This window comes from Enterobacter sp. RHBSTW-00318 (genome assembly GCF_014101375.1).
Lineage (GTDB): Bacteria > Pseudomonadota > Gammaproteobacteria > Enterobacterales > Enterobacteriaceae > Enterobacter > Enterobacter ludwigii.
In genome coordinates, this window is sequence record NZ_JABXQH010000001.1 from 4,153,520 (window position 1) to 4,167,936 (window position 14,417).

Below are 14,417 nucleotides of genomic sequence, written 5' to 3' on the forward strand. Positions count from 1 at the left end.
GAGAGAGAGGTCACATCTATTGTTAAACGTAAACGTTGATTTTATTTCGACGCAAACGGTTTCGTCGACGCTCAGGATTCTCTATAATGACGCCCGTTTTCCCCCCTTGCGCACACTGTAAGCGCCCCGGCGCTTCGAAGACGAGAGACTTATGATGGAAATTCTGCGTGGTTCGCCTGCACTGTCTGCCTTCCGTATCAATAAACTGCTGGCACGTTTTCAGGCAGCCGACCTTCCGGTAAGCAATATTTACGCTGAGTATGTCCATTTTGCTGACCTGAATGCACCCCTGAATGCAGAGGAGCGAGTACAGCTGGAACGCCTGCTCAAATATGGTCCAAGCCTGAGCAGCCATACGCCAACCGGCAAACTGATCCTTGCGACGCCTCGTCCAGGCACCATCTCCCCCTGGTCTTCCAAAGCCACCGACATCGCCCACAACTGTGGTCTGAACCAGATTAACCGTCTGGAGCGCGGCGTGGCGTACTACGTTGAAGCCTCTACCCTGACCGATGCGCAGTGGCAAACCGTTGCCGCTGAGCTGCACGACCGCATGATGGAGAGTGTCTTTGCCTCTCTGGACGATGCGCAGAAACTCTTCTCCCACCATCAGCCTGCGCCGGTACAGAGCGTCGATTTGCTGGGGCAGGGCCGTCAGGCGCTGATTGACGCCAACCTGCGTCTCGGTCTGGCACTGGCAGAAGACGAAATTGACTACCTGCAGGATGCGTTTGTTAAGCTGAACCGCAACCCGAACGACATCGAACTTTACATGTTCGCTCAGGCAAACTCTGAGCACTGCCGTCACAAGATTTTCAACGCCGACTGGATTATCGACGGTGAAGAGCAGCCGAAGTCGCTGTTCAAAATGATCAAAAACACCATGGAAAAAACGCCTGACCACGTGCTGTCTGCCTACAAAGACAACGCCGCGGTGATGGAAGGTTCTGACGTGGGCCGCTTCTTCGCCGATCGCGAAGCAGGGCGCTATGATTTCCATCAGGAGCCGGCGCATATCCTGATGAAAGTCGAAACGCATAACCACCCGACGGCGATCTCGCCGTGGCCGGGTGCGGCGACCGGGTCTGGCGGAGAAATCCGCGACGAAGGCGCAACCGGACGGGGTGCTAAACCAAAAGCCGGTCTGGTCGGTTTCTCCGTCTCCAACCTGCGCATCCCGGGCTTTGAACAGCCGTGGGAAGAAGATTTCGGCAAGCCGGAACGTATTGTGACCGCGCTGGATATCATGACCGAAGGCCCACTGGGCGGGGCGGCGTTCAACAATGAATTTGGACGTCCTGCGCTGAACGGTTACTTCCGTACCTACGAAGAGAAAGTGGAGAGCCACAACGGCGAAGAGCTGCGCGGCTATCACAAACCGATCATGCTGGCTGGCGGGATCGGTAACATTCGCGCCGATCACGTGCAAAAAGGCGAGATCGTAGTCGGTGCGAAGCTGATCGTTCTGGGTGGCCCGGCAATGAACATCGGCCTGGGCGGCGGGGCTGCCTCCTCTATGACCTCCGGTCAGTCTGATGCGGATCTCGATTTTGCATCCGTACAGCGTGATAACCCGGAGATGGAACGCCGTTGCCAGGAGGTCATTGACCGCTGCTGGCAGTTGGGTGATGCCAACCCTATCCTCTTTATTCACGACGTAGGCGCGGGCGGTCTGTCCAACGCCATGCCGGAGCTGGTCAGTGACGGTGGTCGTGGCGGTCGTTTCAATCTGCGCGACATCCTGAGTGATGAGCCAGGCATGAGCCCGCTGGAAATCTGGTGTAACGAATCCCAGGAACGTTATGTTCTGGCCGTCGCTGCCGATCAGCTGCCGCTGTTTGACGAGCTGTGCCGCCGCGAGCGTGCCCCGTATGCCGTCATCGGTGAAGCGACCGAAGCGCTGCACCTGTCCCTGAGCGACACCCATTTCGACAACCAGCCGATCGATCTGCCGCTGGACGTGCTGCTCGGTAAAACGCCGAAGATGACCCGCGACGTTGAGACCCGTAAAGCGGCTGGCAAAGCGCTGGATCGTCAGGGCATTACCGTGGCTGACGCGGTCAATCGCGTTCTGCACCTGCCGGCCGTGGCGGAGAAAACCTTCCTGGTCACCATCGGCGACCGTACCGTGACCGGTATGGTGTCGCGCGATCAGATGGTTGGCCCGTGGCAGATCCCGGTGGCTAACTGTGCCGTCACCACCGCGAGTCTCGACAGCTACTACGGTGAAGCGATGGCGCTGGGCGAACGTACCCCGGTCGCTCTGCTGGACTTCGCCGCGTCTGCTCGCCTGGCCGTTGGTGAAGCACTGACCAACATTGCCGCAACGCAGATTGGCGACATTAAACGTATCAAACTTTCCGCGAACTGGATGGCCGCAGCGGGCCACCCGGGCGAAGATGCGGGCCTGTATGAAGCCGTGAAGGCGGTGGGTGAGGAGCTCTGCCCGGCACTCGGCCTGACCATTCCGGTGGGTAAAGACTCCATGTCGATGAAGACCCGCTGGCAGGACGGTAACGAGCAGCGCGAGATGACCTCTCCGCTGTCGCTGATCATCTCCGCGTTTGCCCGCGTAGAAGACGTGCGCCATACCGTGACGCCACAGCTGGTGACTGAAGATAACGCCCTGCTGCTGATTGACCTGGGTAAAGGCCATAACGCGCTGGGAGCGACCGCGCTGGCGCAGGTTTATCGTCAGCTGGGTGATAAGCCGGCAGATGTGCGTGATGTGGCGCAGTTAAAAGGTTTCTACGACGCCATCCAGGCCCTGGTGGCACAGCGTAAACTGCTGGCCTACCACGACCGTTCCGACGGTGGCCTGCTGGTTACTCTGGCTGAGATGGCCTTCACCGGCCACTGCGGCGTCGAAGCGAACATCGCGACGCTGGGCGAGGATCGTCTGGCGGCGCTGTTTAACGAAGAGCTGGGCGCGGTGATTCAGGTGCGTGCCGCAGATCGTGACGCGGTTGAAAGCGTACTGGCTCAGCACGGCCTGGCAGACTGCGTGCATTATCTGGGTAAAGCCGTGCAGGGCGACCGCTTTGTCATTGAAGCGGATGGCCACGCGGTGTTCAGCGAGAGCCGTTCTACCCTGCGTATGTGGTGGGCTGAAACTACCTGGCAGATGCAGCGCCTGCGTGACAACCCGGAGTGTGCCGATCAGGAACACAACGCGAAGGCTAACGACAACGATCCTGGCCTGAACGTGAAGCTCTCCTTCGACATCAACGAAGATATCGCCGCGCCGTACATTGCGACCGGCGCGCGTCCGAAAGTGGCCGTACTGCGTGAGCAGGGCGTCAACTCCCACGTTGAGATGGCTGCTGCCTTCTACCGTGCGGGCTTTGATGCCATCGACGTTCACATGAGCGACCTGCTGGCCGGGCGTACCGGTCTGGAAGATTTCCAGGCGCTGGTGGCCTGCGGTGGTTTCTCTTACGGCGATGTGCTGGGGGCAGGTGAGGGTTGGGCGAAGTCCATCCTCTTCAACAGCCGTGTCCGCGACGAGTTTGAAACCTTCTTCCACCGTCCGCAAACGCTGGCGCTGGGCGTATGTAATGGTTGCCAGATGATGTCCAACCTGCGCGAGCTGATCCCCGGTAGCGAAGCCTGGCCGCGCTTTGTGCGTAACCAGTCTGACCGCTTTGAAGCGCGTTTCAGCCTCGTGGAAGTGACCCAAAGCCCGTCTCTGCTGCTGCAGGGCATGGTAGGGTCGCAGATGCCAATCGCCGTTTCCCATGGCGAAGGCCAGGTTGAAGTGCGCGATGCAGCTCATCTGGCTCAGCTTGAAAGCAAAGGTCTGGTGGCGCTGCGCTTTGTCGATAACTTCGGCAAGGTGACAGAATCCTACCCGGCTAACCCGAACGGTTCGGTGAACGGTATCACTGCGGTGACCAGCGAAAGCGGTCGTGCGACCATTATGATGCCGCACCCGGAACGAGTGTTCCGTACCGTGAGCAACTCCTGGCACCCGGAAAACTGGGGCGAGGACAGCCCGTGGATGCGTATCTTCCGAAATGCGCGTAAACAGCTAGGTTAAGCGTACCGCTACTCCCACAGCAGGCCCGGTGCGCGAAAACGCCACCGGGTTTTTTTGTGCCTGTCGCAAAACCGCGACAATCCGCTATTCGTGGTGTCTCCAAAAGGAGACATTTAACTCATTGAATTCTATAGGGTGTGGTGGGTTGTCGTTAAGGTGTTGCTTTTTAGCGACACTTAGCCTGGAAATCATTCAGCGGGCAATTAACGGCATAATTGCATAAAATAGATAAATATCAACAAGATAATTTATTGTTTTGCATTATGGCACGAGTGTTGCATAATATTAATCAGTGGCTCATTCACCTTCTTATGTCAGCCCCTTCGGGACGTGCTACATAAACTTCGAATGACGCACAAAAAGGTGCCTGCCGTCCAACTACTGATCATAGCGTTGCTTTATCAGGCCAGGGCGAAACGTCGAGTTAGGCACCGCCTCATTCCATGACAAAGCCGGGTTTTTACCCGGCTTTGTTGTATCTGAAGGGCAGACTCAGTTACGCTCTCCTCAAACCCCGATAAAGAGAGTAATGCGTTGAAACGCTGGCCCGTTTTTCCTCGTTCCCTGCGACAGCTTGTCATGATGGCCTTTCTGCTGATCCTGCTGCCTTTGCTGATCCTGGCATGGCAGGCGTGGCAGAGTCTCAACGCGTTGAGTGCGCAGGCGGCACTGACTAACCGCACGACGCTGATCGACGCCCGACGCAGTGAAGCGATGACTAACGCCGCGCTGGAGATGGAACGCAGCTATCGCCAGTACTGCGTGCTTGACGATCCTACTCTGGAAAAGGTCTATCAGAATCAACGTAAACGCTACAGTGAAATGCTGGACGCCCATGCAGGGGTGCTGCCGGACGATAAGCTTTATCAGGCGTTACGTCAGGATTTGAACGATCTGGCGCAACTGCAGTGTAAGAACAGTGGCCCGGATGCTGCAGCGGCTGCCCGTCTGGAAGCCTTTGCGAATGCCAATACCGAGATGGTGCAGTCTACCCGCACGGTTATCTTCTCGCGCGGGCAACAGCTGCAGCAGGAGATTGCGGAACGTGGCCAGTTCTTTGGCTGGCAGGCGCTGGTGCTGTTCCTCGTCAGCCTCGGTCTGGTTCTGCTCTTTACCCGCATGATCATCGGCCCGGTGAAGGGTATCCAGCGCATGATTAACCGCCTGGGCGAGGGGAAGTCTCTCGGGGATACGGTCGCCTTTAAAGGTCCGCGCGAGTTGCGCTCCGTTGGCCAGCGCATTATCTGGCTTTCTGAACGTCTGGCATGGCTGGAATCCCAGCGCCATCAGTTCTTGCGCCATATTTCCCATGAGCTTAAAACGCCGCTTGCCAGCATGCGCGAAGGAACGGAACTGCTGGCAGATGAAGTGGCGGGGCCGCTTACGCCCGAACAGAAAGAGATTGTCGACATCCTGGATGCCAGCAGCCGCAATCTGCAAAAGCTGATTGAGCAACTGCTCGACTACAACCGCAAACTGGCGGATGGCGCGGTGGTGCTGGAAAACGTCGATATTGCGCCGCTGGTGGATATGGTGATCTCCGCCCATAGCTTGCCAGCAAGAGCTAAAATGATGCATACCGGGGTGGAGCTCAGTGAGCCAACCTGCCTCGCGGAACCGATGCTGTTGATGAGCGTTCTGGATAATCTTTACTCCAATGCGGTGCACTATGGTACTGAATCCGGTAACATTTATATCCGAAGTTATACGAATGGTTCACGGGTGTTTATTGACGTCGCTAACACCGGCATTCCAATCCCTGATGACGAAAAAACCATGATCTTTGAACCCTTTTTCCAGGGAAGTCATCAGCGGAAAGGGGCGGTAAAAGGAAGTGGGCTGGGCCTGAGTATTGCCCGGGACTGCATACGACGCATGCAGGGTGAGCTGAAAATTGCCACGGACGAACGGTCAGATGTTTGCTTCCGTATTGAACTGCCCCTGAGCCGGAAAAATCAATGAAATGAATCTATGCCTGGTGAGTATGTCACACGTCTTTTCCCGCGCCGTGCGCGCGGTGTTTTCCAGCAATATGTTTCGCCTGAGCCTGCCCTGTTTATTTCTGGCGGGCTGTGTTTCCCATGTGCCGCAAAGTGCGATTAGCGATAAACAACAAGATAAATGGCCAGATAATCAGCTGGCAGATTTTCTGTCGACCCGCTGTGACGACATCTGGAACCTGTCGGGGCATGACGTCGAGAGCAATCCGCTGTTCTGGCTACGTGGAATAGATTGCGCCCAGCGTCTGGCGCCGGTTGAGGCGCGCTCGCAAGCGGCGATGCTCAGTGACGATACCTGGCAGGACGCGTTCAAGCGTGGAATTTTACTCGCGGATGCGAAAATCACCCCCGTTGAGCGTCGCACCAACGTCACGCGGCTGGACACGTTTGTCGGAAATCTTCCGGCGCAGGTGCGCCCGGTGTATCAGCTCTGGCGTGATGGTCAGGCGTTACAACTGCAGTTGTCTGAAGAGCGTTTTCGCTACAGCAAATTACAGCAATCCACCGACAGCGAGCTTGATACGCTGCGCCAGCAGGAGCAGCACTTACGTGCTCAACTGGATACCACGACGCGCAAGCTTGAAAACCTGACCGACATCGAAAGGCAGCTCTCGACGCGTAAACCGGCCGGAAATTATCTGCCTGATGCGCCAAAAGGGTCAGCCGTGACGCCAGACGGTGATGCGCAGAAACAAGAGGATGTGAAGCCATGACAAGCCGAAAACCTGCCCATCTCTTACTGGTGGATGACGATCCGGGGCTGTTAAAGCTGCTGGGGATGCGTCTGGTCAGTGAAGGCTACAGTGTGGTGACGGCGGAAAGCGGGCAGGAGGGGCTGAAAGTCCTGAGCCGCGAGAAGGTTGATCTGGTGATTAGCGACCTGCGAATGGATGAAATGGATGGCCTGCAGCTGTTCGCGGAGATCCAGAAGCAGCAGCCTGGCATGCCGGTGATCATCCTGACGGCGCACGGATCGATTCCGGATGCCGTTGCCGCGACGCAGCAGGGGGTATTCAGCTTTCTCACCAAGCCGGTAGATAAAGATGCCCTCTATAAGGCTATCGACAGCGCGCTTGAGCACGCGGCTCCGTCGAATGATGAAGCGTGGCGGGAGTCTATCGTCACCCGCAGCCCGATTATGCTGCGTCTGCTCGAACAGGCCCGGATGGTGGCGCAGTCAGACGTTAGCGTGCTGATTAATGGCCAGAGCGGTACCGGGAAAGAGATCCTTGCCCAGGCTATCCATAACGCTAGCCCGCGCAGCAAAAACGCCTTTATCGCGATTAACTGTGGTGCGCTCCCTGAACAACTGCTTGAGTCTGAACTGTTTGGTCATGCCCGCGGGGCGTTCACCGGGGCGGTGAGCAGCCGGGAAGGGCTTTTCCAGGCGGCAGAAGGCGGCACACTTTTCCTGGACGAGATTGGCGATATGCCGGCACCGCTGCAGGTCAAATTGCTGCGTGTTTTGCAGGAGCGAAAAGTGCGCCCCCTCGGCAGTAACCGCGATATCGATATTAACGTGCGTATCATTTCGGCCACGCACCGCGATTTACCAAAGGTCATGGCGCGCAACGAGTTTCGTGAAGATCTCTACTACCGTCTGAACGTGGTGAACCTGAAAATTCCGGCACTGGCCGAGCGGGCGGAAGATATTCCGCTGCTGGCAAACCATCTTTTGCGCCAGGCGGCCGATCGGCATAAGCCTTTTGTCCGGGCGTTTTCCACCGATGCGATGAAACGGCTGATGGCCGCAAGCTGGCCGGGCAACGTGCGCCAGCTGGTGAACGTTATTGAACAGTGCGTGGCGCTGACCTCGTCACCCGTCATTAGCGACGCACTGGTGGAGCAGGCGCTGGAAGGGGAAAACACCGCGCTGCCGACGTTTGCAGAAGCGCGTAATCAGTTCGAACTGAACTATCTGCGCAAGCTCCTGCAGATAACCAAAGGCAACGTAACCCATGCGGCGCGTATGGCCGGGCGCAACCGTACCGAGTTCTACAAGCTGCTCTCCCGCCATGAGCTGGAAGCAAACGATTTTAAAGAGTAGTACCGCAAAATCTGAATGAGTATGATACTGTGAGCAACCGATTACGAAGCAGCTTACAGGCAAGAGTTTAAGGACCCACCATGAAAAAGATTGATGCGATTATTAAACCTTTCAAACTGGATGATGTGCGTGAAGCGCTGGCGGAAGTGGGCATCACCGGGATGACAGTGACGGAAGTGAAAGGTTTTGGTCGCCAGAAGGGCCACACCGAACTTTACCGTGGCGCAGAGTACATGGTGGACTTTCTGCCAAAAGTGAAAATTGAAATCGTGGTGAGCGACGATATCGTGGATACCTGTGTGGATACCATTATCCGTACGGCGCAGACCGGCAAAATTGGCGACGGTAAAATCTTCGTCTTTGATGTGGCACGCGTGATCCGTATCCGTACCGGTGAAGAAGACGACGCCGCGATTTAATCGTCAGTACCTGATTCCTGATTCAGCCGGGTGGCGCTATGCTTACCCGGCCTGCAAAACCTCACCGGCCGGGAAAGTGTAGCGCCATCGGGCGATTACAGTACTTTATGCGGCCCGAAACATTCGTAATGAATGTTGTCTTTATTCACACCCAACTCCACCAGCTGCTTCGCGGCATACTGCATAAACGCGACCGGTCCGCAGACGTAAAACTGCATCTCCGGCGCGCTGAATGCCCCTTCGTGCTGACTCAAATTCATCAGACCTTCGCTGTCAAAGCGTGCGGCTGCACGGTCGGCATCCGTCGGCAGACGATACCAGGTATGGGCGGTAAAGCGTGGCAGACCGGAAGCCAGCGCATTCACTTCATCGGCAAACGCGTGCACTTCACCGTTCTCGGCCGCGTGGAACCAGTTTACCTGCGCGCTGTGGTTTGATTTAGCGAGGGTATCGAGCATCGCCAGCATTGGCGTCTGACCCACCCCGGCTGAGATCAGGGTGACCGGCGTATTCGCCTCAACCGCCATAAAGAAATCGCCCGCAGGCGCGGCCAGATGAACCACATCACCCACGTTAGCCTCGTTATGCAGCCAGTTTGATACCTGGCCGCCATTTTCGCGTTTTACGGCAATGCGATAACGTTTACCGTCTGGTTTGCGGGTCAGGGAGTACTGCCGAATCTCCTGGTGCGGGAAACCTTCAGGCTTCAGCCACACGCCCAGATACTGCCCCGGCTGATAATCAGCGACCGGCTTGCCATCCACCGGCTCGAACTCAAAACTGGTGATGAGCTGGCTGCGCGGCGTTTTCTCGACGATGCGGAAAGCGCGGGTACCTTCCCAGCCGCCAGCCTTACTGGCGTTTTCGCTGTAGATCTGTGCTTCACGGTTAATGAACACGTTTGCCAGCACGCCGTAGGCTTTTCCCCACGCGTCCAGCACCTCCTGACCTGGGCTAAACATCTCATCCAGTGTGGCCAGCAGATGGCCGCCGACGATGTTGTACTGCTCGGGTTTGATCTGGAAGCTGGTGTGCTTCTGCGCAATTTTTTCCACGGCAGGCAGCAACGCCGCCAGATTTTCGATATTACTGGCGTAGGCTGCGATGGCGTTGAACAGAGCTTCGCGCTGATCGCCGTTACGCTGGTTGCTCATGTTGAAAATCTCTTTCAACTCCGGGTTATGCGTAAACATACGATCGTAGAAATGGGCGGTGAGTTTCGGGCCGGTTTCGACCAGCAGGGGAATAGTGGCTTTAACTGTGGCGATGGTTTGAGCGTCGAGCATAGCAGCGTCCTTCAGTGGTGTTTTTAATGATGTATTTTAAATGCATCTTATAAAAAATACCCCTGCGTTGTAAATGGTTCTTTGCAACGTGAAAAATATGCATCACAAACCTGAAAAGAAATCCGTTGAAAATGATGAGGGCTTTATTCCTCAAACCCTTGCGTGGCGGGTAGGAAAACGTTTGCGTAAAATCGTTTGTCAAGACCTGTTATCACAGAACTAATCAGTTATACTGTTGCCCGTCGTCCAACAGGACTGCCTTTTCAGGCCAAAATTTTATTGTTAGCTGAGTCAGGAGATGCGGATGTTAAAGCGTGAAATGAACATTGCCGATTATGATGCCGAACTGTGGCAGGCTATGGAGCAGGAAAAAGTACGTCAGGAAGAGCACATCGAACTGATCGCCTCCGAAAACTACACCAGCCCGCGCGTAATGCAGGCGCAGGGTTCTCAGCTGACCAACAAATACGCTGAAGGTTACCCGGGCAAACGCTACTACGGCGGTTGCGAGTACGTTGATATCGTTGAGCAACTGGCCATCGATCGCGCTAAAGAACTGTTTGGCGCCGACTACGCTAACGTACAGCCGCACTCTGGCTCTCAGGCTAACTTCGCGGTCTACACCGCGCTGCTGCAACCGGGCGATACCGTTCTGGGTATGAACCTGGCGCAAGGCGGCCACCTGACTCACGGCTCTCCGGTTAACTTCTCTGGCAAACTGTACAACATCATTCCTTACGGCATTGATGAGTCCGGTAAAATTGACTACGAAGACATGGCGAAGCAGGCGCAGACCCACAAACCGAAGATGATTATCGGCGGTTTCTCTGCTTACTCCGGTATTGTTGACTGGGCAAAAATGCGTGAAATTGCAGACAGCATCGGTGCTTACCTGTTCGTTGACATGGCGCACGTTGCCGGCCTGATTGCTGCAGGCGTTTATCCGAACCCGGTCCCGCATGCTCACGTTGTGACCACCACCACGCACAAAACCCTGGCGGGCCCACGCGGTGGCTTGATCCTGGCAAAAGGTGGCGACGAAGAGCTGTACAAAAAGCTGAACTCTGCCGTATTCCCAAGCGCGCAGGGCGGCCCACTGATGCACGTTATCGCGGCGAAAGCGGTGGCGCTGAAAGAAGCGATGGAGCCAGAGTTTAAAGTTTACCAGCAGCAGGTTGCTAAAAACGCCAAAGCGATGGTGGAAGTCTTCCTGAACCGCGGTTACAAAGTGGTTTCCGGTGGTACTGAGAACCACCTGTTCCTGCTGGACCTGGTTGATAAAAACCTGACCGGTAAAGAAGCTGACGCTGCCCTTGGCCGCGCCAACATCACCGTGAACAAAAACAGCGTGCCAAACGATCCGAAGAGCCCGTTCGTGACCTCCGGTATCCGTATCGGTTCTCCGGCTGTTACTCGCCGCGGCTTTAAAGAAGCGGAAGTGAAAGAGCTGGCAGGCTGGATGTGTGACGTTCTGGACAATATCAATGACGAAGCGGTTATCGAGCGCGTTAAAGGTAAAGTTCTGGAAATCTGCGCACGCTTCCCGGTATACGCATAATCTTTCTGTTTGCAGAAATAAAAAAGGCCGCGATTGCGGCCTTTTTTTATGGGTTAACGCCGGTCAAGGGAGAGGGCTCCCGGTCCCACTATCGCCAGTAAAATAAACGCTCCGGCAATACTGATATTCTTGTAGAAGTTAATCATATTCGGCATGACGGCATCACCGGTCATATCCCAGTAGTGGTGGCCGATAATCGCGGTACCCAGCGTGTAAAATACAAAGAGTACGGCAACAGGGCGGGTGAAAAAGCCCAGCACGATCAGGATGGCGGCAGGCACCTCCATTACCACCGCAATAATGGCCGCCAGCATGGGCATGGGTGTACCCAGCGACGTCATATATTGTACGGTCCCGCTAAATCCCGTCAGTTTTGGATAGCCGAAGATAATAAACAGTACGACAAGCGCGATACGACCTATTAACAGCAACAGGTGACGTGCCTGGCCGAAATCTAAATAGCGAAGTGAGTTCATGGCAGAAATACCTCTGCAAGTGGAGTAATTTAAACGTAATACACATTTTCATTCCCTGCCATAAGTCAGATGACTGCACAATATGTTAAATTTTCGTTAATTTATAGCAGGCTATCGACTTGCTTAATTTTTGTATTCTCGCCAGACTATGGCCTCCATTTCGGGAGGGATTCATGGTCTTGCATTCCACGCGCTGGCTGGCGCTCAGTTATTTCACCTATTTCTTTAGCTACGGTATTTTTCTGCCTTTCTGGAGCGTCTGGCTCAAGGGGATCGGCCTGACGCCCGAGACCATAGGTATCCTGCTTGGCGCTGGTCTGGTGGCACGTTTCCTGGGAAGCCTGCTGATCGCACCGCGCGTCAGCGATCCCTCCTTGCTGATTAAGGCGGTACGCATTCTGGCGCTGTTGACGCTGGTCTTTGTCGCCTGTTTCTGGGTGAGCCACCAGTTTGCATGGCTGATGGTGGTGATGGTCGGCTTCAACCTCTTTTTCTCGCCGCTGGTTCCGCTGACGGATGCTCTGGCAAACACCTGGCAAAAACAGATAACGATGGATTATGGCCGCGTGCGGCTGTGGGGCTCAATTGCCTTTGTCATCGGCTCTGCATTGGTGGGTAAACTGGTTAGCCTTTACGATTACCGTGCGATCCTTGCGCTGCTGAGTATCGGCATTGCCTCCATGCTGCTGGGGATGCTGTTGCGTCCATCAGTAATGCCGCAAGGTGAGAGCCGTCATCAGGAAAGCGCCGGCTGGCCGGCCTGGCGAAGCCTGGTGGCACAAAGCTGGCGTTTCCTGGCCTGCGTCTGTCTGCTGCAGGGCGCGCACGCGGCGTACTATGGCTTCAGCGCCATCTACTGGCAGGGGGCTGGGTACTCCGCATCTGCAGTGGGTTACCTGTGGTCGCTCGGTGTGGTCGCTGAGGTGATTATCTTCGCGCTGAGCAAAAAGCTGTTCCGGCGCTTCGGCGCGCGCGATCTGCTCCTGCTTTCTGCCGTCTGTGGTGTTATACGGTGGGGCATTATGGGCTGGACGACGGAGCTGCCGTGGCTGATCGTGGCGCAAATTCTGCACTGCGGCACCTTCACGGTATGTCACCTGGCGGCTATGCGCTATATCGCCGCGCGTGAAGGCGGGGATGTCATTCGGTTGCAGTCGGTTTATTCGGCAGTGGCGATGGGCGGCAGTATTGCGGTGATGACGGTCTTTGCGGGCTTCCTTTACCAGCATCTGGGACACGGGGTCTTCTGGGTCATGGCGCTTGTCGCCCTACCGGCGATGTTCGTTCGCCCTAAAGTCGCCGCGCGCGCGTAGCTACGATTCCAGCATGGCGCGAATATGTTCTTGCTGCTGCGTGTTCAGCGTCTCAACGGCGTGGATCAGCGGTGGTGAGAACAGGGGCAGGGCGGTCGGATAAGGGGTGATGACCAGCGCCGCTTCGCGCGGTGCCCCCTCTTTCTGATAGGCCTGCAGCGTCTGATATCGAATGTTGAGCGGCAGCAACGTCAATTCGCGCAGTTGCTGCTCTATCACGTCCTCACAGGATTTATCCTCTCCCGTCAATAACACCACCTGCTTCTCATGCAGATCGGTCTCCTGCATCAGCCAGGCGCCGAAAATGACCGCCACCAGGCTCATCTCTTCATCAGAAAAACGCAGCCCGAATTCCGCTTCCAGCTCAAACAACGCCTCTTTGGTGGTGCGTAACAGGCGGGGGTAGAGACGATGGATCTCTTCCGGCAGGCTATTGTCGATGCCTATCTCAAACAGCGAACGGTCCAGCGCCTGGGCCAGATGAATATAAAGCTGGTCGGTCAGCCCCTGTTCATCGCTAAAGTTCATCCCGGTTTGCGCCCGAAAACGGGCGACCATGCGCACAATTGCCCGGCGCAGACGCTGATCCTGCTGATGCTTATCAAGCACAGGGTCAGGGGTGCGCAGCATCATAAACAGCAGCGCGAGAAAAAGTTGTTCATCGCTGTGGGTCCCTTGTGGCACACGGCGTTTCCAGTGACGAACAATCTCCTGAGCGGTGAAATATTCCCCTCTTGATTGCGTCCAGTTACGCTGCACCGATGAAAACTGCGGGGTATTCCCCAGATGATGCTGCATCAGGCAATACTGCAGATAGAGCTGCAAAAACTGTACGTCCCGGCAATCAAACGGGCGCTGAAGCTTGCGCGAGCAGAAGCTGATCAACGCCCGCAGGTTGGTATCATCATAGAGAGGCCGGGCAATGCCCTGCTGTTTAAGCGCGGTTTTCAGCGCGGGGGTAAACTGATGCGAAACGAATTGCGGACACAGCCGCATAGCCCTGCGCAGCCAGTGCAGCAGGCATAAACGTTGATTCAGGGCTGAGCCTTCAATCCGGTAGCTGCCGTCATGGTACGTGACGATGTCGAGCCGGTGATAGCGCTGGATTTCATCGCGCGTCTCGGCTATATCTTGCCGTGCCATAGCGTCGTCCACGCCATTGGCAGCGATAATGCTCTGTGCGGTAACGGCAGCATCGGGCAGGTAAAGCATTAAAAGCACCTGGCAGCGGCGCTGCGAACTGGAAAGCACAGATGGAATTTCAAGCGTCGTCATCATC

At 55.9% G+C, this 14,417-nt stretch carries 10 protein-coding genes; 7 read left to right on the top strand and 3 right to left on the bottom strand.

Going from position 1 to position 14,417, the window contains the following annotated elements; genetic code table 11:
• Positions 1-151 precede the first annotated feature (151 nt).
• From purL to glnB, 5 genes are all read left to right on the top strand, one after another.
• Positions 152-4,039, top strand: a complete 3,888-nt coding sequence (gene purL / locus HV157_RS20530) for a phosphoribosylformylglycinamidine synthase (RefSeq protein ID WP_153853128.1) — start codon at positions 152-154, stop codon at positions 4,037-4,039.
• 534 nt (positions 4,040-4,573) lie between these two features.
• Complete coding sequence (qseE, locus tag HV157_RS20535) at positions 4,574-6,001, top strand: two component system sensor histidine kinase QseE/GlrK (protein WP_047955966.1); 1,428 nt, start codon at positions 4,574-4,576, stop codon at positions 5,999-6,001.
• A 1-nt stretch (position 6,002) separates the two neighbouring features.
• Positions 6,003-6,752 carry a two-component system QseEF-associated lipoprotein QseG gene (gene qseG / locus HV157_RS20540; RefSeq protein WP_182268888.1) on the top strand — a complete coding sequence of 250 codons (750 nt, stop codon included), beginning with the start codon at positions 6,003-6,005 and terminating at the stop codon, positions 6,750-6,752.
• Positions 6,749-8,086, top strand: a complete 1,338-nt coding sequence (gene glrR, locus HV157_RS20545) for a two-component system response regulator GlrR (RefSeq protein WP_014171196.1) — start codon at positions 6,749-6,751, stop codon at positions 8,084-8,086. The genes qseG and glrR overlap by 4 nt, the downstream gene beginning before the upstream one ends.
• An 80-nt stretch (positions 8,087-8,166) precedes the next feature.
• Complete coding sequence (glnB, locus tag HV157_RS20550; RefSeq protein WP_003860685.1) at positions 8,167-8,505, top strand: nitrogen regulatory protein P-II; 339 nt, start codon at positions 8,167-8,169, stop codon at positions 8,503-8,505.
• A 95-nt stretch (positions 8,506-8,600) separates the two neighbouring features.
• Here glnB and hmpA read toward each other — a convergent pair whose 3' ends face one another.
• The gene (gene hmpA, locus HV157_RS20555; protein ID WP_182268889.1) at positions 8,601-9,791 is read right to left on the bottom strand and encodes an NO-inducible flavohemoprotein; all 1,191 of its coding nucleotides are present in this window, start codon (positions 9,789-9,791) and stop codon (positions 8,601-8,603) included.
• A gap of 304 nt (positions 9,792-10,095) precedes the next feature.
• Here hmpA and glyA point away from each other — a divergent pair, with 304 nt between their 5' ends.
• Positions 10,096-11,349 (top strand): serine hydroxymethyltransferase, encoded by a 1,254-nt coding sequence (glyA, locus tag HV157_RS20560; RefSeq protein WP_020883014.1) that lies wholly within the window; start codon positions 10,096-10,098, stop codon positions 11,347-11,349.
• 53 nt (positions 11,350-11,402) lie between these two features.
• Here the strand turns inward: glyA and HV157_RS20565 are convergent, their stop codons facing one another.
• Entirely contained in the window at positions 11,403-11,825 is a 423-nt protein-coding gene (locus tag HV157_RS20565) for a DoxX family protein (RefSeq protein WP_014171191.1), read from the bottom strand.
• A gap of 173 nt (positions 11,826-11,998) precedes the next feature.
• On the opposite strand from HV157_RS20565, the gene HV157_RS20570 reads away from it, so the two are divergent.
• Entirely contained in the window at positions 11,999-13,138 is a 1,140-nt protein-coding gene (locus tag HV157_RS20570) for a 3-phenylpropionate MFS transporter (RefSeq protein WP_020883016.1), read from the top strand.
• On the opposite strand, the gene csiE is transcribed toward HV157_RS20570, so the two are convergent.
• Entirely contained in the window at positions 13,139-14,416 is a 1,278-nt protein-coding gene (gene csiE / locus HV157_RS20575; protein WP_014171189.1) for a stationary phase inducible protein CsiE, read from the bottom strand.
• Between the last annotated feature and the right edge of the window lies 1 nt (position 14,417).

Coding starts and splice junctions, on each gene's coding strand:
- purL (WP_153853128.1), top strand. CDS start 152: ATGATGGAAATTCTGCGTGGTTCGCCTGCACTGTCTGCCTTCCGTATC.
- qseG (WP_182268888.1), top strand. CDS start 6,003: ATGAATCTATGCCTGGTGAGTATGTCACACGTCTTTTCCCGCGCCGTG.
- glrR (WP_014171196.1), top strand. CDS start 6,749: ATGACAAGCCGAAAACCTGCCCATCTCTTACTGGTGGATGACGATCCG.
- glnB (WP_003860685.1), top strand. CDS start 8,167: ATGAAAAAGATTGATGCGATTATTAAACCTTTCAAACTGGATGATGTG.
- hmpA (WP_182268889.1), bottom strand. CDS start 9,791: ATGCTCGACGCTCAAACCATCGCCACAGTTAAAGCCACTATTCCCCTG.
- glyA (WP_020883014.1), top strand. CDS start 10,096: ATGTTAAAGCGTGAAATGAACATTGCCGATTATGATGCCGAACTGTGG.
- HV157_RS20565 (WP_014171191.1), bottom strand. CDS start 11,825: ATGAACTCACTTCGCTATTTAGATTTCGGCCAGGCACGTCACCTGTTG.
- HV157_RS20570 (WP_020883016.1), top strand. CDS start 11,999: ATGGTCTTGCATTCCACGCGCTGGCTGGCGCTCAGTTATTTCACCTAT.
- csiE (WP_014171189.1), bottom strand. CDS start 14,416: ATGATGACGACGCTTGAAATTCCATCTGTGCTTTCCAGTTCGCAGCGC.